Here is a 24,904-nt window from a genome sequence, read left to right as displayed (position 1 = left end):
ACTTGCAAATGTTATCATTTATAGGTTATAATTAATAATAAGTAGGAGGAATATTTTGCAGGATACAAAAAGAATTATATTAAAACTAAGCGGCGAAGCCCTTTCCGGTAAGACTGGATTTGGATTTGACGATGAGATGATTAGTAAAATATGCGAAAATATCAAAATCCTTACAGAAAAAGGGATTGAAGTCGCCATAGTTGTTGGTGGAGGAAACTTCTGGAGAGGAAGGTCAGGCACTACCATAGATAGGGCAAGCTCTGATAATATCGGTATGCTAGGAACAGTTATGAATGGTCTAAGAGTCCAAGGCACTCTTGAAGAAATCGGCCTTGATACAAGGCTTATGACAGCTATTTCTATGAAGGAAGTTGCAGAGCCATATATTAGACGTAGGGCTGTAAGGCACCTTGAAAAGGGCAGAGTTGTCATATTTTCAGCAGGAACAGGTCTTCCATATTTTTCAACTGATACTACAGCAAGTCTTAGGGCTCTAGAAATTGGTGCTGATGTAATTTTGCTAGGCAAGACCGGCACAGATGGTATCTATGATAAGGACCCAAATGTTTACCCAGATGCCAAAAAATTTGACAAGCTAACCTATAAGGAAATCCTTCAAAGAGAATTAAAGATAATGGATACAACAGCAACCTCACTCTGTATGGATAACAACATGCCATTAATTGTTTTTGGAATTGATGATCCGGCAAATATGGTAAGAGTATTTGAAGATGAGAATCTTGGAACAAGAGTAAAGGAGAGTTTTTAAAATGCTATACGAACAAATAAAAAAAGACGCAAATGATGGAATGAAAAAAGCTGTAGATTCTTTTGAAAGAAGAATATCTACAATCAAGGCTGGCAGAGCAACAGAAGCAATCCTTGATGGTATAACTTTCTCTTATTATGGAACAGAAACACCAATCAACCAAGCTGCTACAATATCAATCCCAGAAGCAAGACTACTTGTAATCAAGCCATGGGATAAAAATAATATTGGACCAATTGAAAAAGCGATTCTTAAGTCAAATATAGGTATCACTCCAGGTAACGACGGTGAAATCATAAGACTTCCTTTCCCTGCCCTAACAGAAGAAAGAAGAAAAGAATACACCAAAGAAGTAAACACCTATGCAGAAGATGCAAAAATAGTAGTAAGAAATGTAAGACGTGATTCTATGGATGAGGTTAAAAAATCTGAAAAATCAGGTGATGTTACAGAAGACGATAGATACACACTTGAAGATGAAATCCAAAAAATCACCGATAAATTCATTAAAACTATCGAAGAATTAGCTGAGAAAAAGAACAAAGAATTAATGAATGTTTAATTGAATAGGGAAAATCTTAACAGGATAGTAAGTATTTTAAATAAGGACATAGGACCTAAGAAGATAGATTCTAGGACTATGTCCTTGTTTCTAAGCGAGCTATCCTTGCTTTTAAATTCAGGCATAAGTTTATATGATAGCTTAAATATTATCCTAAGGCAGAGACCAGATAAGAGGGTTGGTAGAGCAGTAAGGCTAATAAAAGATGGCCTTGATAGGGGACTTGAGACCTATGAGGCTTTTTATCAAGCAAAAGATTATTTTTCACCCCTAGTCCTTGCCTTTATTAGAACTGGGATAAATACAGGTTCTTTGGGAAAAATTTTAAAGGATTTGTCAGATTTTATTTTTGAAGAAAGTAAAAATAAATCCACAGTTAAGCAAGCCATGACCTACCCAATCTTAGTACTCATTGTAAGTATCCTAGTTATTATTGCAATCATTAAATTTGTCATGCCAAGTTTTATTGAAATTTTTAAAAGTTCTGACATGGTCTTGCCCCTTCCTACAAGGATAATGCTAGCCATATCGAACTTTTTTGCTGAATACCACCTAGTGATTTTCCTTTTTATTACCTTATTTGTCTTGGTTTATTTACTATTAAGGACAAATTATAAAAGAAGGGTAATGATTGATAAATTTATTTTTACCAAGGGACCATTTTGGGAAATCAATAGGTTAAGAGTCGAATACCAATTGACATCAATTTATTATATCCTAAAAAGAGGGGATATAGAAACTATCTATTCCTTTGATATACTGGCAGATTCCTTTAAAAATACTTATGTAAAGGAATGTCTGCTTGGAATTAAAAATGAAGTGAATAAGGGAGTGAGCCTAAGTGAGGCTTTTAAGAATGCGGGAGTTTTCTCACCTTTGTTAATTTCTATGGTTGAAATTGGGGAAGAGACCTCAAAGCTTGATGTCACAATGAAAAAAGCCAACGAATATTTTGCTAATGAATACATATTTAAGATTAAAAGGCTAACCAGCCTTGCTGAACCAGTTTTGATCATAATAATGGGTCTACTCGTAGCTTTTGTTGTGTTTTCTGTTTCTATACCGATGTTCGATTCTATAAATGGATTAAGTGGAGTGTAAAGATGAAGAAAAAAAGACAAGGATTTACCTTAATTGAATTAATAATTGTAATAGCCATCTTAGGAATTTTGGCGGCTATTGCTATACCAAAATATAATGTTTCAAGATTAAATGCTGCAGTTACAGCCCATAAGGCAAATGTTCAGATGTTGAAGTCTGCAGCTAGGATGAAGATTCTAGAAAAGGATGAGGATTTTAATTGGCCTGATAATACTGCAAAAAGTAGCAAAAGTCACATAGATTATGTTGAAAAATGGCCTGATGTTCCAAAAGAATTAAAGACAACTGATAAATCATCATATAATGTCATCTATAAACATTTAACTAAAGAATTGACAGTAACACCAGATGAAGAGGCCTTTGATTAGGTTTTAAATAAGTAAAATCTTATTAAATCAAAATAGTACAAATGGAAATCAAATTAGAAATAATTATAATAATTTTCTTAATATTCATGCTAGGAGCTTCTATTGGATCTTTTATAGGAGCCTTGGTTTATAGGCGAGAAGAAGGAATATCAATCCTTTCCCCGCCTTCTTTTTGCGACTATTGCGGAAAAAGAATTTTAAAAAGAGACTTACTTCCAGTTTTTTCCTTTATTTTATTAAGGGGAAGGACTAGGTGCTGTGGGGAAAAAATTTCTATAGACAAGGTCTTACTAGAAATTTTAGGAGGCCTCGGCTTTGTTTTTGCCTTTTTTTATTATGGATTTTTTGAGGGGATTTTTATCGCACTCGGCCTAAGTCTTTGTCTTTTAATTTCATTTACAGATTACAAATACATGGAAATATACGATAGGGACCTAAAAGTGCTTTTGATTTTGGCTTTCATTTATAGGTTGATATTCTTATCTGTTAACCTAAAATTTTTAGCCTATAGTATTATTTTCAGCCTAGGATTTTTGCTCATTAGATGGGTTTCCAAGGGCGGACTAGGTGATGGGGATTTATTTTTTTACTTGGGCTTATTTTGTTTTTTAGAAAATTCACTAATCCCATGTTTTATCCTATTTTCAATTTGGGTTGGAGCAGGCTTTGCGATTATAAAAGCCATCAGGCAGAGATCCTTGAAGGGGGCTATAGCTCTTTGTCCAGCTATTTCAATCGGATTTTTACTTGTTTTATTTTTTAAGGACTACCTATGAAAAGACGTGGATTTACTCTAATAGAATTAATTGTGGTTTTAACAATAATTAGTATTAGCTTTGGAGTTTTAACTTTAAAGTTTTCGATAATTGATAAGATTGGTGCAAAAAATGAAATACAGACCTTTGTTGATGATTATTCTTACTTGAGAGATTTATCACTATCATCAGGGACTATAAACTTTATAAAATTTACTGATTCTGGATACATATTAAGTGGTTATAAGGAAAAAACTAGAGATTTGAAATACATAAAGCACTTAAATACAGAAACGATCACCTTTGCTCAAAATTCTTATGTTAGCTCAAAAAAAAATAAGGAAGGATATAATTTAGATTTTGTTTCTAGAAAAGATCCTAATATCAGATGGAATTTTACCATCGAACCTATAGGAGGTTACCTAAGTGAAAAAAACAAGTAAGGCCTTTTCTTTAATAGAAGTGCTTTTTGCTATCCTACTTTTAAGTATGATAGGCCTATTTTTACTGCCTTCACTAGGGACAAATCTTGGCCTTTCAAGGAAAGCCAAAGATACAGCTGATACTTCTTTTGTTTTGCAAGAGGCAATAGAAACAAGTAGGAATAAAAAAATTGGTAATTATATAGAAGAAATAAATGGGAAAAATATAAATATAAGCATAGAAAAATACAAAAACACAGGCCTTGATAAGACTTATAAAAAGATTAGGGCGAGTTTTGGAGACATGAGTTTTGAATTGATTGAGGCCTATAATGAAGAAGGGATTTAGCTTAATAGAACTTATCATAAGCCTTGCTATAATTTCTTTTTTGGTCCTTGTTTTATCAAATTTGTTTTCACTTAATATTAACACTTTAAATAGGTCTTATTCGGATGAAAAAGAATACAAGGAAGCCTATACAGGCTTGGCTTTCATAGATACAACTATAAGGATGAGCCATGAGATTAAAAAAGAAAATCATGGAGATTCAAATTTTACTGGATATATTTATAATGATCTTAATAAAGAAACGAGTTTTTATTTTTACTCTAAAAACGGTTTTCTTTATATCCATAGGTCAGATGTAGCAAAAGATAGCTATGGAAAGGCAAATAGAATAAGTGAATGTGGAGAGATTAAGCTTGATTATGATGAAGCTAGCAAATTAATAAAGATAGAATTATCTAGCAAAAATGACAAGTATAATTTTGAGACGGCAATCTATGTAGGAGACAAAAAATTATGAAAAAGGCCTTTATAAGTATCTATGTTTTGCTAATTCTCTTACTTTTTGGACTTACAATTACCTTTATCTACAAGGAAAATGAAACAAATTTTGATACCAGCCAGGCTCTTTATAACAAAAAAATTGCCATGTATGAGGCGGAATCCTTATTAAACATCCTAATAGAAGAAGGGCATGTAAAGACTAATCTAAATGATAATAAGATAATAAAGGCATTTGAACACAAGTCAGACTTTAAAATAGACAGAGGAGATTCAAAAATAGAGCTTAATGAAGAAAAAAATGCAAAAGTTTTATCTATAACAGCCAAATATCAAGGCTCAATTAGCCAGGCTATTTTAAAATATAAAGAAGATGAAAAAAAGGAGCTTAAAATCCTTTATAAGAAGATTTATTAAGATTGCCAAAAAAACATTTACGGTATAATGATTATAGAAATTTAGAAAATAAATTGGAGGAAAAATGAAAGTATTAGTAATTAACTGTGGTTCATCATCACTTAAATATCAATTGTTTGATATGGATAATGAAGAAGTAATGGTAAAGGGTCTTGTTGAAAGAATCGGCATTGAAGGCTCAAAACTTATCCAAGAAAAGGGTGATGATAAATATATAATAGAAGAAAATATGAAAGACCATACAGAAGCGGTTTCACATGTTTTTGATGCCCTAGTTGACAAAGACAACGGTGTAATAGCAAGCCTTGAAGAAATTGATGCTGTAGGACATAGGGTTGTCCACGGTGGAGAAAAGATAACAAAATCAGCTCTTATAGACAAAGAAGTAAGAGAAGCTATAGTAGAATATCAAAAATTTGCTCCACTACACAATCCAGCCAACCTTATGGGTCTAGAAGCGTGCGAAAAACTATTACCAAATGTTAAAAACGTAGCAGTATTTGATACAGCCTTCCACCAAACTATGCCAAAAAGAACTTATCTATATGGTATAGATTATAAATACTACGAAGAAGACGCTATTAGAAAATACGGCTTCCACGGAACAAGCCACAACTTTATTACTAATAAAACAGCAGAAGCCCTTGGCAAGGATGTAAAAGATTTAAATATAATTTCTGCCCACCTAGGTAACGGTTCATCTATATGTGCAGTTAAAAATGGTAAATCTTATGATACATCAATGGGACTTACTCCACTTGAAGGCCTTGTAATGGGTACAAGATCTGGTGACATGGATCCTTCAGCTGTAACCTATATAATGAAAAAAGATAACTTATCTCCAGATCAAATGGAAAATGTTCTAAATAAAGAATCTGGTGTACTAGGAGTTTCTGGCGTATCAAGCGACTTTAGAGACCTTGAAAGTGCAGCAAAAGAAGGCAACGAAAGAGCTCAAGCAGCCCTTGATATGTTTGTAACAAGAGTTAAGAGATATATTGCTGGATACATGGCAGAAATTGGCTCATGCGATGCTATAGTATTTACAGGCGGTATCGGTGAAAACTCTATTCCAATGAGAGAAGATATCATGGAAGGTTTCGAACAATTTGGAATCAAAATCGACCCAGAAAAGAACAATGTACGCGGTGGTTGCCATGTAGTTTCTACTGATGATTCTAAGGTTAAAATCATGGTTATAGCTACAAACGAAGAATTAATGATCGCTCGTGATACAAAATCTCTCGTAGAAGCTTGACAATAAAGAAAATTGCTTATATAATATTAAAGATTGCTAAAACTGATAAGAGGAGGTGTCAAAGATGGCAGTACCAAAAAGAAGAACATCAAAAACAAGAAAAAATAAAAGAAGAGCCTCAGCTTATACTTTGAACAGATCAAACTATGTTGAGTGTCCAAATTGCCACGAAATGAAATTACCACACAGAGTTTGCCCATCCTGTGGGGAATACAAAGGCGTAGCAGTAATTGATGAACAATAGTTATTAAAGGAGTTTGTTGCCAAGCAACAGACTCTTTTTTTGTCCACTTTAGTGAGTTGAGCGAACGAAAGAGAGCGAAACAAAAAACCACCTGCTATGCAGGTGGAGGGATTTAGCTTTAGCTTCAAGCACCAAGAAAACCTCCTTAAAGTATAATTGTGATAGTCACATGCACAATTAAACAAGGAGGTAATCATGGATAAAAATACTTTATCACATACAAGCTGGAGATGCAAATATCATATAGTTTTTGCGCCAAAATATAGAAGACAAGTAATATATAGACAACTAAGGAAAGATATAGGAAGCATACTTCGAGAATTATGTTCAAGAAAAGGAGTAAACATAATAGAAGCAGAGTTATGCCCAGATCATGTCCATATGTTGGTAGAAATACCACCAAAATATTCAATATCACAAATAATGGGATATTTAAAAGGAAAAAGTTCGCTGATAATATTCGATAGACATGCCAACTTAAAATATAAATATGGAAACAGACATTTTTGGTGTAGAGGATACTATGTAGATACTGTAGGCAGAAATGAAAAGAAAATAAAAGAATATATACAAAATCAATTAAAAGAAGATTATTATGCTGACCAAATAAGTATAAAAGAATACCATGACCCGTTTACGGGAGAGTCAGTAAATAAAAACAAATAAAAAACTGCTTCAGCAGTAGTTGGGATAGTGGTGCATGTGATGGAATATTCGGAGCCCCAATAGGGGCGTGCCGGTATTCGCGCCTTATAGGCGCTGCACAAACTACCAGCTAAGCTGGTAGTTTTGATTATGGAAATTTAACTTCTTATAGTATAATATATTAAATTAGAAGGGGAATTTTATGAAAATATTAATTGATACATTTGGCGCAGATGAGGGAAGTAAAGTCCTTGTTGATGGGGCAATCCTAGCCTTAAAACAAAAAGATTTTATACCTGTATTTGTTGGAAATGAAAAAGAAATAGAAAAGCTAATCGATGGGAAAATCAAAGATTACGAAATAATCCACACTGACGAATATATTTCAAATGATGAAGACCCTGTAAGAGCCATCAGGAGAAAGAAAGATGCTTCCCTGGTTTTAGCCTATAATAAACTAAAGGAAGAAGGCTACGATGGACTTTTATCGGCAGGATCTACTGGAGGCATCTTGGCTGGAGGAATCTTTATTTCAAAAAGAATTGATGGCATAGATAGACCAACGCTCGCTGCACCCCTTCCAAGTATAGGAGAACCAACCTTGTTAATGGATTCGGGAGCAAATATGGATTGTAAGCCAGCCTACCTTGAAGAATTTGCAATCATGGGTAAGGTATTTTTGGAAAATGTTATCCATATTGAAAACCCAAAGGTTGGACTCTTAAATGTTGGGGTAGAAAGTCACAAGGGAGATAAGCTTACCAAGGAAGCCTATGAGCTTTTGACTAATTCAAAAGTCAATTTTGTGGGCAATGTAGAGGCCAGAGACCTTTTTACAGGTAAGGTTAACGTCATTGTGGCAGACGGTTTTGCAGGAAATATTGCTATAAAAACTGCTGAAGGTGTCATTTCAATCTTTAAATCCCAAATGAAGGATATTTTTTATAAGTCCTTTAAGAATAAGCTTGCTGCCCTTGCTATCAAGGATGATTTATCAAAATCTATGGGCAAGTTTAGCTCGCAAAATATTGGTGGTGTCCCACTACTAGGGGTAAAGTCTTATGTGTATAAAGCCCACGGCAATTCAAACGATATAGCGATTTCAAATGCCATTTTAGGACTCATTGAATATATAAATATGGATGTTATAAACAAAATACAAGGAGAATTAAATGATTAGAGAACAATTAGTAAAACTAGCAGAAGAAAATCTTGATATCGATACTTCAGACCTAGATTTTGAAGGCAAAATTTCCGATATGGATATCGATTCAATCGACCTAGTTGATTTTATCATGGTTATTGAAGAAGAATTCGATATAGAATTTACTGATGAGGAGCTCGACGAAATCGAAACTCTTTCAGATATAGTAAGTTTAATAGAAAGTAAAAACTAATGTCTTTGTCAAAAGATAGACTAGAAAAAATCGAAGAATTTGAAAAAAGTATAGGCTACAGCTTCAATGACAAGGCATTGATAGATGTAGCCTTTACTCATTCATCCTTCACAAATGAAGCGAGAGTAAAGACTAAATCCAACGAAAGACTTGAATTTTTGGGGGATACTGTCCTTGATATGGTTGTAAGCGAATATCTTTTCAAATCTTACAAGGAGAAACCTGAAGGTTGGCTAACTAGGACTAGGTCTAGGATTGTGTGTACAGATTCTTTTGCCAAGGCCAGCGAAAAATTTGACCTAACAAAATATTTAAGATTTGGCATGGGAGAGAAAAAACAAGGCGGCAAGCTTAAAAAACATGTAAAAGCAGACACTTTTGAGGCTATGTGTGCGGCAATATATTTGGATTCTTCATATGAGAGACTTTTTCAATTTCTTAGGGATAATTATAGGGAAGAAGTCTTAGAAATTATAAACGATGATTCAATGTTCTTAGATTACAAAACTAGGCTTCAGGAATATTACAATACCCACAGCAAGAAGAATCTTTCTTATGAATTAATCAAGGAAGAAGGACCAGAGCACGATAAGACTTTCACCATGGAAGTAAGGCTTGGAAACAGACCCCTAGCCCAAGGTTGTGGGAAAAATAAAAAAACAGCAGAACAGATGGCTGCTAAGGCCGCTTGCGAGTTGATCGATAATGACTAGACAAATTATTCCTATTTTCATACCCTTTTTGGGTTGCCCACATGATTGTGCCTTTTGTAACCAGGTAAAAATTACAAATTACAAAGACAAGGCGGATGATGACTCTATTAGAAAGCAGGTAGAAGATTATTTGTCTTATTTTAAAGATAAAGAAAGTAGAAAAGAAATTGCTTTTTATGGCGGATCTTTTACAGGCCTTCCCTATGAAACTATGGTTTCTTATTTGAAAATTGCAGGAGACTACAAAAAGAAGGGCATTATTGATAGAATCAGACTCTCAACCAGGCCTGATTATATAAATAATTCCATTCTAGATACTTTAAAGGCCTATGAGGTAGACACGATTGAACTTGGTATCCAGTCCTTTGACGACGAAGTCCTTTGCGCAAATGAGAGGGGCCACTCTGCCCTTGATTCAAAAATGGCAAGTAAACTCATAAAAGATTATGGCTTTACTCTGGGCCATCAAATTATGCCGGGTTTATATAAAGATGATAGGGAAAAAATTCTTGCAACTGCTCTTGAATCAGCGAGAATAAAACCAGATATAGCTAGGATTTACCCAACCCTAGTTATAAAGGATACTAAGCTTGAAAAACTCTACCAAGCAGGTCTCTACCAGCCTCTAAGCCTTGAGGAGGCGGTAGAAATTTCTGCGGAAATCCTAATGATATTTGAATATAAGGATATTAATGTAATTAGGATTGGTCTTCAGCCAACAGAAAACATTAATGAAGGAAGAGATGTGGTCGCAGGACCTTTCCATGCCGCTATGAGGCAGCTTGTGGAGGCTTATATTTATAGGCTCTACCTTGAAGAAATTATTAAGAGTGAAAATATAAGGGGAGATGTCCTTATCCATGCAAAAGCTAAGGATATTTCTTTGATAGCAGGTAATAAAAAATCTAACAAGAAATATTTTTACGACAAATACAAGATTAAAATGGCCTTTGTAAATGACCTTGATTTTTATTTGGAAAATGAATCTAAAAAAATTGATTTGGATTTAAAAGCATTTACAAAATCCTATGTAGAAAAAAAGTACGGTGGTGATTTAAATTAGACTAGAAAGTATAGAGCTTAAAGGTTTTAAGTCCTTTGCTGAAAAAACAACAATAAAATTTGATAGCCAGATAACAGCAGTTGTTGGTCCAAATGGGTCAGGTAAGTCTAATATTTCTGACGCCGTAAGGTGGGTTTTGGGAGAACAATCCGTAAAAAGCCTTCGTGGGGCTAATATGAAGGATGTTATCTTTACAGGGGCAAAAAGCTCCATGAATATAGCTGAAGTTAAGCTTAATTTTTCTAATGAAAATAAGAAGCTCGACATTCCTTATGACAAGGTCGCTATCACTCGTAGGATTTATAGGTCTGGGGAAAATGAATATAAAATAAATGACAAGAGAGTCAGGCTTAAGGATATTAGGGAATTATTTTTTGACACCGGCGTTGGTAAGGAAGGCTATTCCATAATTGGCCAGGGCAGGATTGATGAGATAATTATGTCTTCTCCTAAGGATAGGAGAGCTATATTTGAAGAAGCTTCTGGTATTTCTAAGCACAAGTATAGGCGTGATGAAGCTAGCAAAAAATTAGAGTCTGTTAATGATGACCTTGAAATAATAGAGAAGGAACTCGAATATAAGAAAAAAGACTACAATTTATTTAAGACCTACAAGGAAAATTACCTAAAGCACAGGGATTTGACTGAAGAAATAAATAAAAAGTCATTTTTTTATCTAAAAAACAAGTCCTATGACCTAATTAAAAAGAGAGATAATCTAAAAAATCAAATTAGAGATATTGATGAAAATATAAAGACTCTAGAAAGTCAAAATTTAGAAATAAAAGAAAAGCTCAGTCCCTTCAAAAAAGACTACGACCTCGATAAGGAAAGGCTTGAAAATCTTTTGGCGAGCCTTTCTTCCTATGAGAAAAATATAGAAAAGGCTCACTCAAGCCTAAAATTAAATGAGCAAAAACTCGATTATGACGAAAAAGATAGGGCGAGAATTGCTGATGTCTTATCAAGTCTTGAGACTAATTTTAGTAAAGATTCAAAGGAATTAGAGGAAAAGGAAGATAGCCTTGGTCAAATAGAAAAATCTATCCTTGAAATCGAAAATGATTTGAAAATCAAAAAAGAAACTAGGGACAGATTAGAAAAGGAAATAAAATCCTTAAATGATGAAATCTTCAAGGAAAAAATAGCCTATGAAGAAGTTAAGGCTAAGATTTTAGACTATCAAGTCTTTGAAAAATCAAGGGCTATCATAGATGAAAAAAGAAAAAAAGACCTTGAAGAGAAAAGGCAAAGAATAGAAAAGCTTGACTTAGAAATAGCTCAACTTGAAAAAGAATACGAGTCTCTAAGGTCAGCTGAGAAAATCCTTGATGGTGAAATATTAGATCTAAAAGAAAAAACAAAGAATCTTGCTGAGGCTATAAATAAGGCAAATGAAGAATTAGATAGGTCAATCTCTAACCTAAATAATCTAAAATTAGACCTAAAGTCCCTCCTTTCTGATTACAAAATCGAAAAGAACCTCTTGGATAATAACCAGGGATATTTTTACCCAGTCCAAGATTTTCTTAAGAAGACAAAGATAAATGGGCTTGGAGGTTTTTATTTAGATACTCTTGCCAATTTGATTTCGGTAAAAAATTCTTATGAGGAAATAATTGACACTCTGATTGGCTCAGGCCTTCAAAATATAGTAACAAGGACAAAGGAAGACACCAGAGAATTAATTAATTTTGTAAATAGGGAAAGGCTAGGCAGGCTAACCTTTTTACCAATTGATTCTATAAATTCATTCTTGAAAGAAAGACCTAGAGAGCCTGAAGTTATAGCCATGGCCTATGAGCTTGTAGCCTATGATCCCAAATTAACAAGTATTATTGGTCACTTTTTGGGATCAACTGTGGTTGTAAAAGATATAGATGATGCTATTTCTTTATCTAAAAAGATAAAAGGTTACAGGATAATAAGTTTAAACCTTGATATAATCAACACTTGGGGATCAATGGTTGCAGGAACAAATAAAAATAAACGTTCATCAACCAATCTTTTAAATAGGAAGAAAAAACTAAGTGATTTAGAAAATTCGATAAATAACTTAAATGTAAAACAAAAAGATTTTGAAAAAAGAATTTCTGAAATAAACCAAGATTTAGGCTCTAAGAAAAATGACTTATTAGGTCTAAAACAAGATTTTGAAGATAAAGAAAATAAGAGAAAAGACCTTACAAGCGACATTGAAAGATTGAGGTTAAAGATAGAATCTCTTAGCCAGCAGAGGACAGACCTTGATGGATCAGGTCCTGACTATGAAGAAAGGGAATCTGATATTGATATTGAAAGACTTAAGGCAGAAGAAATTAGCCTTAAGGAAGACCTTGAAGGTCAAAATACTAAACTTGCTGAAAAGTCTAAGGCTTTTGATATTTTAAAAGAAGAAATCATTAGTCTTACAAACAAGCTTGAAATAAATAAGAGGGATAAGAGCCTTTTGGAAAATTCCTTGGCCAATATCAAAAATTCATTGGAAGATATTAGGGAAAACAAAAAAATCCAGGAAAAACTATTTGCTAATCTAGAAAATGACCTAGAAGAGTCAAAGAAAAAGGCAGAAACTCTAGAAAAATCAATCAAGCTTTATCAAGAGGAAGCTGAAAAACTAAGACAAACAATTTCTGACCTAAAGAATAGCCTATCAAAAAGAGAGGGAGAAAATAGCAAATTAATTGAAGAAAATCAAAAGTTTGAGGAAGAAATAAAAAAACTTGATCTAGAGAGGGTTAAAATTTCTTATAAACTTGATTCTGCCAATGAAAATTATAAGAATCTGGAAGATGAGGTTAGCCCTTATATAACAATGAGCCTTGATGATTTGGCTGAGAAATTTAAGGCAGATGAGAAAATAAGTCCAACAAAATCTGAATTAATAGATATCCAAAAAAGGATAAATGAAGTAGGATTTTTCACAGAAACTGCCCTTGAAGATTTCGATAATATCGATAAGGAAGTTAATTTTATAAAAGCTCAGGTCGAGGATTTGAAAAATTCAAAATCTGATATTGAAAAGATGATTGTAAGACTTGAAAAGGAAATGAAGGATGAGTTTTCAAAAAACTTTGCTATCATAAATGAGAATTTTACTAAAATTTTCAAAATTCTTTTCATGGGTGGAGATGCAAGGCTAATATTAGATAGCGAAGACTTCCTGACAGCAGGGGTTGAAATTGAGGCAAAACCACCAAGCAAGTCCCTAAAGTCAATCTCGTTATTATCAGGTGGAGAAAAGGCCCTCACAGCAGTAGCCCTTTTATTTGCTATTTTTGAGCAAAATCCAGCTCCATTTTCAATCCTTGATGAGATTGACGCTGCCCTTGACGAAGCTAATATCAAAAGATATATAGAATACCTAAAGGGCCTATCAGACAAGACCCAATTTATCATGATTACCCACAGGCAGACAACCATGCAGCTTGCAGAGAAAATCCACGGCGTAACCATAGATGATGAGGGTATCTCAAAGCTTTATTCCATAGGCTTTGGAGAAAATTGAATAAAAGCCTAAAACTAGTAAAATAGTAAGGATAAGAAAGATTAAATTGCAGATAAATTCTAGGAATTATTCCAAAGGAGGAAGTATGGCAATTAGAAATATAAGAATAGACGGAGATCCGATTTTAAGAAAGATCTCAAGACCGGTAGATCAAGTTACAGACAGGATTAGAGTCCTTTTAGATGACATGGCAGAGACCATGTATGACGCAGATGGGGTTGGCCTTGCAGCTCCACAAGTAGGTATCCTTAGAAGGGTTATTGTTGTGGACCCAAGAGATGGGGAAGATAGCCTAGTAAAACTTGTAAATCCAGAAATAATTGAAAAAGACGGAGAACAAATTGGGGTAGAAGGTTGTCTTTCTATACCTGAATTTAATGCGACTGTAAAAAGACCAGAGCATGTTAAAGTTAAATATTTAGATGAAAATGGAGAGGAAAAGATCTGGGACGCCCACGGCTTTCCAGCAGTAATTCTTTGCCATGAAATTGACCATCTCGACGGTATTTTATTTAAGGATAAGTATATCGAAGAGTACAAGCCAGAAGAATTGGTAGAAATCAATGATTAATATATGTTTTATGGGTAATCCAAAGTTTGCTTTGCAGACTTTGGATATTCTTTATAAGGATGAAAATATAAATTTAAAGTTAGTCGTTTCAGGAAAAGACAAGAAGAGGTCTAGAAATAAATTTAGTCCAACTCCTGTTAAAAAATACGCAGAAGACAATGGCATTAGGGTAGAAACACCAGATTCTGTAAATACTGAAGACTTTGTAAAGATGCTAAAAGACCTTGAAATCGACTACATTGTTGTAGTTGCTTTTGGTCAGCTAATAAAAAATATACTTCTAGATAATTTTAAGGATAGGATAATAAACTTACACCCATCCCTTCTTCCACTATACAGGGGAGCAAGTCCAATGCAGTTTACCCTCCTAAATGGGGACGAAAAGACAGCTGCAACCGCCATGTTAATTGAAAAAGCCATGGACTCTGGGGATATCCTTATCCAAAGAGAAATGGATATTGACCCAAGTGATGATTATTTTGACCTAGAAGATAAACTCGGCAAAATCGGTGCAGAAGCTATTAGGGATGCCCTTTTAAATTTTGACCAAGTTTATGAAAATAGGATTGTTCAAGATGATGATAAAGCAACATATTGCACAAAAATTGATAAGGAAATGGGAAGGATTGACTGGAATAGAACAAGCCGCCAAATCTTAGATCAAATTAGAGCTTTGGTTGGTTTTCCTGTGGCCTTTTTTGACTATAAGGGACAAAACGCCAAGGTTCACAAGGCAAGTTTAGGAGATTTAAAAGGCAAGCCAGGGGAAATTCTTGCAGCTAACAAAAAGGATAAAATTGTCATAGGAACAGGAGATGGATCAATTAGGATTGAAAAAATCCAATTTCCTGGTAAAAAAGCCATGGATACAGCTTCTTTCCTTTTGGGAAATGAAATAGAAGTGGGTTTCGTATTAGAAAATGACTGATCTTGATATAATCTTTAATATTCTAAAAGCCGTTATCTATGAAGATCAAAAGTCATCAGATATGATAAATACTTATGCGGGAAGGGCTAATAACCTTCCTCTAATCACAAAAACAGTCTATGGGGTTTTGGAAAATAAAATCTATATCGACTACATGATTAGGAAATTGTCTGACACCAGGCTTAAGAAAATCCACAAAAATGTGCTCTTAATCCTAGAAATAGGAATTTATAATATTCACTTTTTAGGAACTAAGGACTATGCGACAGTTGATAAACTTGTAGACCTAACCAAGTCTAAAAATAAGAGGTCAACAGGTTTCGTCAATGCTATCCTAAGGGCCTTTATTAGGGACGAAAAGGAAGTTGCGACAATTTATGAAAAAGACGACATAAAGAGCCTATCAATCAGGTATTCTTTCCCAGAAGAAATTACTAGATATATCTATGATTTTTACGGAATGGACTACACCAAGGCTTTTTTGAGGGATGCTGACAGGATCAAGGACCTATCTATCAGGGTAAATAATTTAAAGACTAATAAAGAGGATATAAAAAATTTTCTTATAGATTCTGGATTTGAAATAGAAGAAGGAAATATTTCTGAAAATAGTCTTATAGTTAAAAATCCTGCTGGACTTGCGGCGTCTAGATTTTTTGAGGATGGATTTTTTACCATCCAGCAAGAGGCATCTATGAAGGCGGTTGAGGTCTTAGATCCGAATGAAAATAGTAGGATTTTAGATTTATGCGCAGCCCCAGGTACAAAAACTACCTACCTTGGTGAATATACAAAAAATACAGCAGAAATTGTTGCGAATGATATTTCAGAGGCTAAAAATAAGCTTATTTTAGAAAATATCGAGAGATTGGGACTAAAAAATATAAAGCTTACAAACTTTGATGCTTCAAGCTTTGTAGAAGATTTTTCAAACAAATTTGACTATTGTTTGATCGATGCTCCTTGTTCTGGGCTCGGAGTAGTAGGAAGAAAGCCCGAAATACGATATAATAGAACTAAGGAAACGATTGTAAGGCTAGGAAGCCTTCAAAGAGAGATTCTAGAAAATGCTATAAAATACGTCAAAAAAGGCGGTTATTTAGTCTATTCAACCTGTACTATAGGTCCACTTGAAAATAGGGATAATTTTAAATTTCTATTAGGAAAAGAAAACCTAGAATTGGTTCAAATTGACGGCAAAGATTTTATAGAATACAAAAGTTTTGAAGATAAGACTGATGGATTTTTCATCAGTAAATTTAGGAAAATTAATGATTAGTATAAATGATAAGACAATAGGTGAAATCGAAGACTTATTTAAGGAGAAGTCCTACCAGAAATTTAGGGCAAAGCAGGTTTATAGGTCAATTCATGTCAATAGAATTAATGATTTTGATCAAATGACCGACCTGCCACTAAAGATGCGAGAAGACCTTAAATCTGACTTTTACTTTGATAAAATAAAGGTCCTTAAGACTTTCGAATCAAAAATGGATTCAACAAAGAAATACCTTTTGGAACTTGCTGATAAAAATATAGTAGAAGCAGTTTACATGGATTATAAGGATAGGTCTACAATCTGCATTTCAAGCCAAGTTGGCTGTAGAATGGGTTGTACTTTTTGTGCATCAACAAAAAATGGATTGGTTAGAAATATGACAGCTTCAGAGCTAATCGAAGAAGTTTATCTTTTAGAAAGAATTAACGGACCAATTTCAAATATTGTAATAATGGGCATTGGCGAGCCTTTAGATAATTTTTCTAACATTAAAAAGTTTATAGAAATAATTACAGATCCTAAGGGCAGGAACCTATCACACAGGTCTATAACCTTGTCTACATCAGGTCTTGCTCCAAAGATAAAAGATTTGGCAGACACTGGCCTTGACGTAAATCTAGCCCTTAGTCTTCATTATGCAGACGATAAAAAAAGGGCTGTTTATATGCCGGTTGCCAAAAGATATAAAATTAAGGACCTAATAGAGGCTACAGATTATTATTTTGACAAGACAGGCCGTAGGGTTTCTTTTGAATATGTTGTAATAGATGGTGTTAATAACCTAAAAGAAGACGTGGAAAACCTCCACGACCTGCTTTTTGGAAAAAATGTCCATATAAATTTGATTCCCCTAAATCCAATAGAGGAATTTGACCATAAAAAACCAGGTGCAAGGGCCCTTGAAGACTTCAAGGAAAGACTTACAAAAAGAGGCCTAAATGCTACAATTAGGAGGTCCATGGGCCAAGATATAGACGCTTCATGTGGCCAACTAAGAAATAATTACGCGAGGTAAGGATGAAATTTAGCACAATCACAAATATTGGCAAAATTAGAAGTGAGAATGAAGACTCATTTTCAAATATTAGCCTGGGAGATTTAGACTTTTTCATAGTCGCTGACGGAATGGGTGGCCACAGCAAGGGTGACCTTGCTAGTAAACTTGCCGCCAAACTCTTTATAAAATACATAAAAGAGGCAAACTTAAGTGATTACGACTCATACATAAAGCTCCAAGAAGAGGCTATTTTCTATGCTAACGAGGAAATTTATAAGCTATCCTTAGAGGAAGGCGATATAAGAATGGGGACAACAGTAGTTTGCCTTTGCCTAGACCATAAAAACAAGGTCTATTACCTAACCCACTTGGGTGATTCCAGAGCTTATATTTACAGGAATGACTCCTTAAGCCAGCTTACCAGGGACCACTCCTTAGTAAATGACCTTTTGGATAGTGGTTCTTTAACAGAAGATGAGGCAGAAAACTTCATAAATAAGTCCGCCATAACTAGGGCTGTAGGCACAGAAGAAAAAATTAATCCTGATAGCAAGTCTCTTCATATGGAAGAAGGCGACATAGTTTTGATGGTTACAGATGGGCTTACAAACGAATTAACAGATGATAAGATAAAAGATATAGTAAAAGCTAATAAGGATCCCTATCAAATTTCAACAAAGTTGATAGAAGCAGCTATTGACCACGGTGGCAGGGATAATATTACTGTTACAACGATTTTACTATAAGAGGGTATTATGGATAAAATAATTTTAGACAGTAGATATGAGATTATAAAAGAAATAGGCGTAGGGGGTATGGCCAAGGTTTACAAGGCCAAAGATAGACTTCTTGATAGGTACGTTGCCATCAAGATTTTAAAAGACCAATACGCTGAAGATGATGAATTTTCTAAGAAATTTAATAACGAAGCCCAATCAGCTGCTAAGCTTTCCCATATTAATATTGTAAATGTTTATGATATAGGCAAGGATATGCTAAATGGCAAGCTAATACAATATATAGTTATGGAATACGTTGAGGGCGAGACTTTAAAAGATTTGATTGACCGTGAAAAGGTCCTTGAAAATCACGATATTATCGATTATTCAACCCAAATCGCCCAAGCTCTCAAGTCAGCTCATGATTCGGGCATTGTTCATAGGGATATCAAACCACAAAATATTTTGATTGATAAGTATGGTTTGTGTAAGGTAACTGATTTTGGTATAGCAAGGGTGTCATCAAACGCGACTATAACCTATACTAGCTCAATTTTAGGAACAGTACATTATATTTCCCCAGAACAAGCAAAGGGTAAGATTGTAGACTTAAAATCTGACCTTTATTCCTTGGGTGCTGTCATGTATGAAATGGCGACAGGTAGGGTGCCTTTCGATGCGGATAATTCTGTAGGAATTGCAGTTATGCATATACAAGATGATCCAATTCCTCCAAGGGAGATAAATCCAAATCTATCTAAGCATTTAAACTACATAATTATGAAGCTTTTAAAGAAAGACCCAACTGAGAGGTTTCAAAATGCAAGCGAGCTTATTGAGGCCCTTGATGACGAATCTCTAGTTAAGGGTGAGGATACTTTTGAAGATACAGCAAGAATTCCGATTGTAGTTCCAAAAAAAGAATCCTACCAAGAGCCTATTGAAGAAGATAGGGAAGCAGTTTATGTATCAACTGGTGAGGAAAAGAATAAAAAGAAAAAGAAAAAAACTTCTATAAAAATTTGGCCACTGGCCCTTCTTGCCTTTATCTTAGTTGCAGCTGTGTATTTCTTTAGTTCAAGAAATTCTACAGATGAAATAGAAGTGCCAACAGTTGTAAACCTAACAGAAGAACAAGCTGTTGAACAACTTGAAAAACGTGGTTTTAGGGCAAATATAGCTAGAAATGCCGAAAGCGATGAATATGAGAAAGGCAAGGTCATGAGTCAAGACCCTGATGCATCCACAAGGGCAAAGAAGGGAACTATTGTAAACCTTGTTATATCATCGGGTAGGGAAATAAGTGTTCCTGAGCTTAAAAATATGAACCTAAGCCAGGCAGAAGAAACCTTAAAAGACCTTGGACTTAAGATAGGTACAACATCTACAGATTATTCAAATACTGTTGATAAAGATTTGGTAATTAGGCAGGAACCAGCATCTGGTGCCAAAGTTCAATCAGGAACTGAAATAAATCTTGTGATTTCAGTTGGAAAAGAAGATACAACAGAGATAATAAAGGTTGGAAACTATGTTGGTATGTCTGAGAAGGATGCTATAGCAACTGCAAGAAATAATCACTTAAGAGTAAGAAATGTTGACTATCAATATTCATCAAGTATTGACAAGGGCCATGTCATTAGCCAATCAATTGGTGCAGAAACAGAGGTTGCAGAAAATTCAGCAATAGATTTTGTAATAAGCCTTGGGGAAGAAGAAAAGAAATCAAGTCCTAATAGGGAAGTTGAAATTAGGTTAAATGTTGCAACTGATAAGGAAAACTTCAATGTCAAAATCTATAAGGTTGATAATAAGGGCAATAGGAGTGACCTACTTTACAATGATTACCATACAGCAAGTGACTTAAACGAGAACGGAGTCCTAGTTCTTAAATTTATGTCTATGTCTGGAACAAGCGTTGAAGTCCTAGTTGATGATGAGTCTTACGGAGTATACCAGGTTAATTAATGATTGGAAAAATAATTAAAAGTCAAAAAGAATTATATTATGTAGACACTAAGGACAATGTTTATATGGCCAAGGCCAGGGGGAATTTTAGGGTAAAGGACAAAAAGCCTTTGGTAGGAGACAATGTTGAAATAGAGGTCTTAGAAGATTCTAAGGCTTATATTACAAGATTACTTGCTAGGAAAAATGAAATCAAAAGACCCAATATAGCAAATATTGACCAGCTTTTGGTTTTTGTAACTATAAACGATCCACCCCTTAACCTTTATAATCTTGATAAGTACTTAGCCATGTGTGAATATTTAAATATTTGTGTGACTATTATGCTTACAAAAATAGACCTGGCTTCTAAAGAAAAAATAGAAGAACTGGCTAATATTTATAAAAATATTGGCTATGAAGTAATTTTAATTGATAATTACAAGGATTTTCCAAAAGAAAAAATCAGAGAAATCTTAAAGGGCAAAACTTCTGCAGTTTCAGGAGCGTCTGGTGTTGGCAAATCAACCTTTTTATCAAACTTAATTGATAAGGAAATTGAAATTGGAGATATAAGCCAAAAATCAAAGAGGGGAAAGAATACCACTCGCCACACAGAAATTTTTAAACTCGGTGAGGATACTTTTATTTTCGATACTCCGGGCTTTGATTCCTTTGACTTTGATTTTTTGGAAGATGAAAATGACCTTAAAAACACCTTTGTGGAATTAAGGGATAGGGCCTGCAAATTTAAGGATTGCAACCACATCAACGAGCCATCTTGCAGGGTCAAAGAAGATCTAGAAGAGGGAAAAATTTCCCAGTCACGTTATAAAAATTATTTACAGTTATTTGAAGAATTAAAACAAAGGAGACTTAACAAATGGTAAAATTATCCCCATCATTACTTTCAGCAAATTTTGCAAACCTACAAGACGATTTAGATAAGACCAAGGGTTTGGGCATAGAAATGCTCCATATAGATGTTATGGATGGGATTTTTGTGCCAAATATTTCCTTTGCCTTTAAGGTGATTTCTGACATTAGGGGTAAGAATGATTATTTCTTTGATACCCACCTAATGATTGAAGAGCCAATTAGGTATATAGATGACTTTAAAAAAGCGGGTTCAGATAGGATTACTGTTCATTATGAAGCCTGCAAAGATCTCAGAAAGACCCTTAAAGCTATAAAAGACTCTGGAATGGAAGTTGGTCTTACAGCCAAACCAGAAACAGATCCAAAATTACTTTTAGAATATTTTGATCTAATCGATTTGATTTTGGTAATGAGTGTAAGACCTGGTTTTGGTGGGCAGAAATTTATGCCAGAGACCAAGGCCACAATGACTCTATACAGAAAATATATTGATGAAAATGGCTTAGATATTAAAATCCAAGTTGATGGCGGCATTAAAACAACCAATGTAAGGGAAGTTTTAGACCTGGGTGTGGATGAGATTGTATCAGGCTCTGATATTTTCGGAAAAGATATAGGTGGTCAGATACAAGCCTATCATGAAATTTTTAAAGAATACGAATAAAAAGAAAAAGCTGGTAATGAGGATTTCTCATCTACCAGCTTATTTTTTTCTAAATTAAAAAACTGACCACAGGGCCAGTTTAAAAATTTTTAATTTAGTACTAAACTAAAAAAGCTTAAGCTTTTTCTACTTTTCCACTTTTAATACATTTTGTACAAGCGTTAATAGTTTTTGGAGTGCCATCAACAATAGCTTTTATTTTGTGCACGTTTGCTTTAAAAGTTCTGTTAATTTGTCTATGTGAGAATGTTACAGACTTACCTGAAGCTGTACCTTTGCCACATATATCGCATGCTCTTGCCATATTTACACCTCCTCCTTATTCATCTTTATTATTCTACCAAAGTTTTATGAAAATTACAAATTTTTAGTCAATATTTTTAAGAGAGTTTTCATCCCAAAATGGTATAGTATATAAGAAATAGATAAAAAGGAGAAATTATGGACTACAAATCTCTTTATAATAACAAAAAATTCGGTCAAATAGACTTTAACAAAGACTTAAAAACATATACAACTTTTGGTATAGGCGGTCCGGCAGATGTACTTGCAAGGCCAACTACCATAGAAGAATTAGAAGAACTTTTAAAATTTAATTACAAAAACAAGATAGAAACTTTTGTCATGGGCAAGGGATCAAATCTTTTGGTATCCGATAAGGGTATCAGGGGATGTGTTATTATCCTTAGTGATAATTTTGACAAAGTAGATATTGATGGCGACTATCTCACAGCACTTTCTGGTACATCTTTAAATGAGGCTAGTCTTGCAGCGATAGAGGCAGGTCTTGCTGGCATGGAAGAAATTTCCGGTATACCAGGTTCAGTTGGCGGAGCTGTGGCTATGAATGCTGGTGCCTATGGTGGGGAGATCAAGGACGTAGCTGTAGAAATTAAGGCCTTTGATTTTGAAGGAAATCTTCATACATTTAAAAACGAAGAAATGAATTTTTCTTACAGACATTCAAGAATTTTTGATGATAATCTTATAGTGGTTAGTGCTAAGTTTAAACTAGAAAAAGGCGATAAAGATTTGATTAGAGAAAGATATGAGGATTTTACAAACAGGCGTCAAACCAAACAACCACTTGATAAAAAGTCAGCTGGCTCAACTTTCAAAAGACCAACGGGATCTTATGCATCAAAATTAATTGACGAATGCGGCCTTAGAGGTTTTAGGGAAGGCGACTGTCAAGTTAGTGAAAAACACTGCGGCTTTATTATAAATAGGGAGGCTGCTACTTGTGAGGATATGCTAAAATTCATAAACCATGTTTCAGATATTGTAAGGGAGAAAACAGGCTTTGTTTTAGAGCGTGAGGTAAAATTAGTCGGAGAATTATAGATGAAATTAAAGATAATTACAGGTCTTTCTGGCTCAGGCAAGACAACAGCCCTAAGGGCCTATGAAGATTTAGGATACTATGCTATGGATAATGCTCCAGCCTATTTAGTGGAAAAATTCATAGAACTAAATAAATACCAAAAAAATCCAATAGAAAAAATGGCTGTTGTTATAGATTTTAGGTCATTTTCAGTAGACAATGATATTTATAAATCTATAAAAAGTCTAAAAAAAGCCAATGAAGATACTGAAATAATCTTTATCTATTCTAGTGATGAAATTATCCAAAAAAGATATAACGAGCTAAGAAGGCCACATCCATTAGGAGAATACGGCAATGTTTCAGATGGGCTTGAAAAGGAAAAGAAATTACTTAAGCCAATCAGAGATATTTCTGATAAGTTAATAGATACTACAAATTACAAAATTGCTGAACTAAGACAAGTCATAGAGTCAAGTAGCAATAAAACTAATAATATGATAATAAACCTCATATCTTTTGGTTATAAGTACGGCGTGAGTGCTGACTTTGACTTTGTTTTTGATATGAGATTTATTCCAAATCCCTTCTATGTGCCTGAACTTAAAAAATTAAACGGCACAGACGAAAAATTAGCAGCCTACCTTAGCCAATTTGATATTATAGAGGAATTTGAAGATAGGGTATATGGCCTTATAAAGAGCCTCCTACCCGCCTATGCTAAAGAGGGGAAGAATATCATTACCATTGCTTTTGGATGCACTGGTGGCCAACACAGGTCGGTTTACATGGTAGAAAAAATGTATGAGAAGATGAAAGATGACGATTATATACTAATTAAAAAACATAGAGAAAAGGATAAGTGGTAAGATGAGATATTTAAAACGATTAGACTTAGAGAATATAAAAAATGCCAGAGACCTGGGTGGAGTGCCTACTTTGGACAACAGATCAACAAAGTGGCACGAATATTTCAGGGCAGCGAGCCTTGACGATGTAGAAGATGTTGATATAAATGATTTAAAAGATTTGAATGTTTCAACAATAATTGACCTTAGAAGGGAAAATGAGATTGACTTTGAATCTGATACCCACAAAAAAATCAAGGAAAATTTTGACTACCACCACATTTCCCTAGCTCCAGATAAGGAATTCAGGAAGGAAGAAATCGATAAAATTATTTCTGGGCAAATTACAGTTGGCCAGTCTTATAGAAATCTAATTGACCACTACCCAGCTGTTAAAGAGATTGTAAGTGTCCTTGCTAATGCAAAAGGTTCTGCTCTTTACCATTGCCAGGAAGGTAAGGATAGGACTGGTATTGTTTCAATGATAATAATGGGTCTTGCAGATGTGCCTAGGGGAGATATTATAGCTGACTATGAGACATCTTCAGCCCATCTTGGCTATATAGAAAATTATGGTGAAGACGAACCTTTTTCAATATTTAGGATTACAGACCCATATTACATGAAAGAAGCTTATGACTATGTTATAAAAAAATATGGCAGCTTTGAAGCATATCTTCTTCATGCGGGTGTTGAAGCTGAAGATATTGAAAAATTAAGGAGAAGGATTAGGGACTAA

29 protein-coding genes are annotated in these 24,904 nt (G+C 34.3%); 28 read left to right on the top strand and 1 reads right to left on the bottom strand.

The genetic code is table 11. The annotated features are described in order from the left end of the window. Positions 1-55 precede the first annotated feature (55 nt). From pyrH to rpe, 25 genes are all read left to right on the top strand, one after another. On the top strand, positions 56-769 hold the full coding sequence (pyrH, locus tag K8P03_RS10815; protein WP_223420612.1) for a UMP kinase: 714 nt from the start codon (positions 56-58) through the stop codon (positions 767-769). A 1-nt stretch (position 770) separates the two neighbouring features. Then, positions 771-1,331 (top strand): ribosome recycling factor, encoded by a 561-nt coding sequence (gene frr / locus K8P03_RS10810; protein WP_223420611.1) that lies wholly within the window; start codon positions 771-773, stop codon positions 1,329-1,331. Further along, a complete protein-coding gene (locus K8P03_RS10805; protein WP_223420610.1) occupies positions 1,332-2,432 on the top strand; it encodes a type II secretion system F family protein in 1,101 nt (366 codons plus the stop codon). Between the two features lie 2 nt (positions 2,433-2,434). Beyond that, positions 2,435-2,800 carry a pilin gene (locus tag K8P03_RS11280; RefSeq protein ID WP_317847404.1) on the top strand — a complete coding sequence of 122 codons (366 nt, stop codon included), beginning with the start codon at positions 2,435-2,437 and terminating at the stop codon, positions 2,798-2,800. Between the two features lie 41 nt (positions 2,801-2,841). After that, positions 2,842-3,576 (top strand): prepilin peptidase, encoded by a 735-nt coding sequence (locus tag K8P03_RS10795; RefSeq protein ID WP_223420609.1) that lies wholly within the window; start codon positions 2,842-2,844, stop codon positions 3,574-3,576. Beyond that, positions 3,573-3,998 carry a pilus assembly FimT family protein gene (locus K8P03_RS10790; protein WP_223420608.1) on the top strand — a complete coding sequence of 142 codons (426 nt, stop codon included), beginning with the start codon at positions 3,573-3,575 and terminating at the stop codon, positions 3,996-3,998. Before K8P03_RS10795 ends, K8P03_RS10790 begins: the two co-directional genes overlap by 4 nt. Next, the gene (locus tag K8P03_RS10785) at positions 3,982-4,326 is read left to right on the top strand and encodes a type II secretion system protein (protein WP_223420607.1); all 345 of its coding nucleotides are present in this window, start codon (positions 3,982-3,984) and stop codon (positions 4,324-4,326) included. The genes K8P03_RS10790 and K8P03_RS10785 overlap by 17 nt, the downstream gene beginning before the upstream one ends. Further along, a complete protein-coding gene (locus K8P03_RS10780; RefSeq protein ID WP_223420606.1) occupies positions 4,310-4,783 on the top strand; it encodes a PilW family protein in 474 nt (157 codons plus the stop codon). Before K8P03_RS10785 ends, K8P03_RS10780 begins: the two co-directional genes overlap by 17 nt. Next, entirely contained in the window at positions 4,780-5,181 is a 402-nt protein-coding gene (locus K8P03_RS10775; RefSeq protein WP_223420605.1) for a hypothetical protein, read from the top strand. The genes K8P03_RS10780 and K8P03_RS10775 overlap by 4 nt, the downstream gene beginning before the upstream one ends. A gap of 64 nt (positions 5,182-5,245) precedes the next feature. Continuing rightward, positions 5,246-6,439, top strand: coding sequence for an acetate/propionate family kinase (locus K8P03_RS10770; RefSeq protein WP_223420604.1), 1,194 nt, complete (start codon positions 5,246-5,248; stop codon positions 6,437-6,439). Between the two features lie 64 nt (positions 6,440-6,503). Continuing rightward, entirely contained in the window at positions 6,504-6,683 is a 180-nt protein-coding gene (gene rpmF, locus K8P03_RS10765; protein ID WP_004830014.1) for a 50S ribosomal protein L32, read from the top strand. A gap of 195 nt (positions 6,684-6,878) precedes the next feature. After that, positions 6,879-7,349 carry an IS200/IS605 family transposase gene (gene tnpA, locus K8P03_RS10760; RefSeq protein WP_223418082.1) on the top strand — a complete coding sequence of 157 codons (471 nt, stop codon included), beginning with the start codon at positions 6,879-6,881 and terminating at the stop codon, positions 7,347-7,349. Between the two features lie 181 nt (positions 7,350-7,530). Further along, positions 7,531-8,508 carry a phosphate acyltransferase PlsX gene (gene plsX, locus K8P03_RS10755; RefSeq protein ID WP_223420603.1) on the top strand — a complete coding sequence of 326 codons (978 nt, stop codon included), beginning with the start codon at positions 7,531-7,533 and terminating at the stop codon, positions 8,506-8,508. Further along, positions 8,501-8,725 (top strand): acyl carrier protein, encoded by a 225-nt coding sequence (locus tag K8P03_RS10750; RefSeq protein ID WP_223420602.1) that lies wholly within the window; start codon positions 8,501-8,503, stop codon positions 8,723-8,725. The genes plsX and K8P03_RS10750 overlap by 8 nt, the downstream gene beginning before the upstream one ends. Further along, positions 8,725-9,438: a ribonuclease III gene (rnc, locus tag K8P03_RS10745; RefSeq protein WP_223420601.1), complete on the top strand. Its 714-nt coding sequence runs from the start codon at positions 8,725-8,727 to the stop codon at positions 9,436-9,438. Before K8P03_RS10750 ends, rnc begins: the two co-directional genes overlap by 1 nt. Continuing rightward, on the top strand, positions 9,431-10,501 hold the full coding sequence (locus K8P03_RS10740; protein ID WP_223420600.1) for an elongator complex protein 3: 1,071 nt from the start codon (positions 9,431-9,433) through the stop codon (positions 10,499-10,501). The genes rnc and K8P03_RS10740 overlap by 8 nt, the downstream gene beginning before the upstream one ends. Next, on the top strand, positions 10,497-14,009 hold the full coding sequence (smc, locus tag K8P03_RS10735; protein ID WP_223420717.1) for a chromosome segregation protein SMC: 3,513 nt from the start codon (positions 10,497-10,499) through the stop codon (positions 14,007-14,009). Before K8P03_RS10740 ends, smc begins: the two co-directional genes overlap by 5 nt. Before the next feature lie 85 nt (positions 14,010-14,094). After that, the gene (gene def, locus K8P03_RS10730; protein WP_223420599.1) at positions 14,095-14,580 is read left to right on the top strand and encodes a peptide deformylase; all 486 of its coding nucleotides are present in this window, start codon (positions 14,095-14,097) and stop codon (positions 14,578-14,580) included. Beyond that, positions 14,573-15,508 carry a methionyl-tRNA formyltransferase gene (gene fmt / locus K8P03_RS10725; RefSeq protein ID WP_223420598.1) on the top strand — a complete coding sequence of 312 codons (936 nt, stop codon included), beginning with the start codon at positions 14,573-14,575 and terminating at the stop codon, positions 15,506-15,508. The genes def and fmt overlap by 8 nt, the downstream gene beginning before the upstream one ends. Next, the gene (rsmB, locus tag K8P03_RS10720; RefSeq protein ID WP_223420597.1) at positions 15,501-16,787 is read left to right on the top strand and encodes a 16S rRNA (cytosine(967)-C(5))-methyltransferase RsmB; all 1,287 of its coding nucleotides are present in this window, start codon (positions 15,501-15,503) and stop codon (positions 16,785-16,787) included. Before fmt ends, rsmB begins: the two co-directional genes overlap by 8 nt. Then, a complete protein-coding gene (gene rlmN, locus K8P03_RS10715; RefSeq protein WP_223420596.1) occupies positions 16,780-17,802 on the top strand; it encodes a 23S rRNA (adenine(2503)-C(2))-methyltransferase RlmN in 1,023 nt (340 codons plus the stop codon). The genes rsmB and rlmN overlap by 8 nt, the downstream gene beginning before the upstream one ends. Before the next feature lie 2 nt (positions 17,803-17,804). After that, positions 17,805-18,530, top strand: coding sequence for a Stp1/IreP family PP2C-type Ser/Thr phosphatase (locus K8P03_RS10710; RefSeq protein ID WP_223420595.1), 726 nt, complete (start codon positions 17,805-17,807; stop codon positions 18,528-18,530). A 9-nt stretch (positions 18,531-18,539) separates the two neighbouring features. Then, complete coding sequence (pknB, locus tag K8P03_RS10705) at positions 18,540-20,471, top strand: Stk1 family PASTA domain-containing Ser/Thr kinase (RefSeq protein ID WP_223420594.1); 1,932 nt, start codon at positions 18,540-18,542, stop codon at positions 20,469-20,471. Further along, positions 20,471-21,340 carry a ribosome small subunit-dependent GTPase A gene (rsgA, locus tag K8P03_RS10700; protein ID WP_223420593.1) on the top strand — a complete coding sequence of 290 codons (870 nt, stop codon included), beginning with the start codon at positions 20,471-20,473 and terminating at the stop codon, positions 21,338-21,340. The genes pknB and rsgA overlap by 1 nt, the downstream gene beginning before the upstream one ends. Next, positions 21,334-21,993, top strand: a complete 660-nt coding sequence (gene rpe / locus K8P03_RS10695) for a ribulose-phosphate 3-epimerase (RefSeq protein WP_223420592.1) — start codon at positions 21,334-21,336, stop codon at positions 21,991-21,993. Before rsgA ends, rpe begins: the two co-directional genes overlap by 7 nt. A 115-nt stretch (positions 21,994-22,108) precedes the next feature. Here rpe and rpmB read toward each other — a convergent pair whose 3' ends face one another. Beyond that, positions 22,109-22,297, bottom strand: coding sequence for a 50S ribosomal protein L28 (gene rpmB, locus K8P03_RS10690; protein ID WP_209773937.1), 189 nt, complete (start codon positions 22,295-22,297; stop codon positions 22,109-22,111). A 137-nt stretch (positions 22,298-22,434) separates the two neighbouring features. On the opposite strand from rpmB, the gene murB reads away from it, so the two are divergent. Genes murB through K8P03_RS10675 form a run of 3 tightly spaced genes read left to right on the top strand, consistent with a single transcriptional unit; the run spans position 22,435 to position 24,904 of the window. Continuing rightward, positions 22,435-23,337, top strand: coding sequence for a UDP-N-acetylmuramate dehydrogenase (gene murB / locus K8P03_RS10685; protein WP_223420591.1), 903 nt, complete (start codon positions 22,435-22,437; stop codon positions 23,335-23,337). Beyond that, positions 23,338-24,186 (top strand): RNase adapter RapZ, encoded by an 849-nt coding sequence (gene rapZ, locus K8P03_RS10680; RefSeq protein ID WP_223420590.1) that lies wholly within the window; start codon positions 23,338-23,340, stop codon positions 24,184-24,186. Position 24,187: 1 nt separating this feature from the next. Further along, positions 24,188-24,904, top strand: a complete 717-nt coding sequence (locus K8P03_RS10675; RefSeq protein ID WP_223420589.1) for a tyrosine-protein phosphatase — start codon at positions 24,188-24,190, stop codon at positions 24,902-24,904.

The sequence above is a fragment of the Anaerococcus murdochii genome, assembly GCF_019957155.1.
In the GTDB taxonomy this organism is placed as follows: Bacteria; Bacillota; Clostridia; order Tissierellales; family Peptoniphilaceae; genus Anaerococcus; species Anaerococcus murdochii.
Note: the sequence above shows the minus strand (reverse complement) of the source record. Positions and strands in the feature narration are given on the sequence as shown.

Bases quoted from the DNA above. Each gene is read 5' to 3' on its own strand.
- frr (WP_223420611.1), top strand. From the start codon at position 771: ATGCTATACGAACAAATAAAAAAAGACGCAAATGATGGAATGAAAAAA.
- K8P03_RS11280 (WP_317847404.1), top strand. From the start codon at position 2,435: ATGAAGAAAAAAAGACAAGGATTTACCTTAATTGAATTAATAATTGTA.
- K8P03_RS10795 (WP_223420609.1), top strand. From the start codon at position 2,842: ATGGAAATCAAATTAGAAATAATTATAATAATTTTCTTAATATTCATG.
- K8P03_RS10790 (WP_223420608.1), top strand. From the start codon at position 3,573: ATGAAAAGACGTGGATTTACTCTAATAGAATTAATTGTGGTTTTAACA.
- K8P03_RS10780 (WP_223420606.1), top strand. From the start codon at position 4,310: ATGAAGAAGGGATTTAGCTTAATAGAACTTATCATAAGCCTTGCTATA.
- K8P03_RS10775 (WP_223420605.1), top strand. From the start codon at position 4,780: ATGAAAAAGGCCTTTATAAGTATCTATGTTTTGCTAATTCTCTTACTT.
- K8P03_RS10770 (WP_223420604.1), top strand. From the start codon at position 5,246: ATGAAAGTATTAGTAATTAACTGTGGTTCATCATCACTTAAATATCAA.
- rpmF (WP_004830014.1), top strand. From the start codon at position 6,504: ATGGCAGTACCAAAAAGAAGAACATCAAAAACAAGAAAAAATAAAAGA.
- tnpA (WP_223418082.1), top strand. From the start codon at position 6,879: ATGGATAAAAATACTTTATCACATACAAGCTGGAGATGCAAATATCAT.
- plsX (WP_223420603.1), top strand. From the start codon at position 7,531: ATGAAAATATTAATTGATACATTTGGCGCAGATGAGGGAAGTAAAGTC.
- K8P03_RS10750 (WP_223420602.1), top strand. From the start codon at position 8,501: ATGATTAGAGAACAATTAGTAAAACTAGCAGAAGAAAATCTTGATATC.
- rnc (WP_223420601.1), top strand. From the start codon at position 8,725: ATGTCTTTGTCAAAAGATAGACTAGAAAAAATCGAAGAATTTGAAAAA.
- K8P03_RS10740 (WP_223420600.1), top strand. From the start codon at position 9,431: ATGACTAGACAAATTATTCCTATTTTCATACCCTTTTTGGGTTGCCCA.
- def (WP_223420599.1), top strand. From the start codon at position 14,095: ATGGCAATTAGAAATATAAGAATAGACGGAGATCCGATTTTAAGAAAG.
- fmt (WP_223420598.1), top strand. From the start codon at position 14,573: ATGATTAATATATGTTTTATGGGTAATCCAAAGTTTGCTTTGCAGACT.
- rsmB (WP_223420597.1), top strand. From the start codon at position 15,501: ATGACTGATCTTGATATAATCTTTAATATTCTAAAAGCCGTTATCTAT.
- rlmN (WP_223420596.1), top strand. From the start codon at position 16,780: ATGATTAGTATAAATGATAAGACAATAGGTGAAATCGAAGACTTATTT.
- K8P03_RS10710 (WP_223420595.1), top strand. From the start codon at position 17,805: ATGAAATTTAGCACAATCACAAATATTGGCAAAATTAGAAGTGAGAAT.
- pknB (WP_223420594.1), top strand. From the start codon at position 18,540: ATGGATAAAATAATTTTAGACAGTAGATATGAGATTATAAAAGAAATA.
- rsgA (WP_223420593.1), top strand. From the start codon at position 20,471: ATGATTGGAAAAATAATTAAAAGTCAAAAAGAATTATATTATGTAGAC.
- rpe (WP_223420592.1), top strand. From the start codon at position 21,334: ATGGTAAAATTATCCCCATCATTACTTTCAGCAAATTTTGCAAACCTA.
- rpmB (WP_209773937.1), bottom strand. From the start codon at position 22,297: ATGGCAAGAGCATGCGATATATGTGGCAAAGGTACAGCTTCAGGTAAG.
- murB (WP_223420591.1), top strand. From the start codon at position 22,435: ATGGACTACAAATCTCTTTATAATAACAAAAAATTCGGTCAAATAGAC.
- rapZ (WP_223420590.1), top strand. From the start codon at position 23,338: ATGAAATTAAAGATAATTACAGGTCTTTCTGGCTCAGGCAAGACAACA.
- K8P03_RS10675 (WP_223420589.1), top strand. From the start codon at position 24,188: ATGAGATATTTAAAACGATTAGACTTAGAGAATATAAAAAATGCCAGA.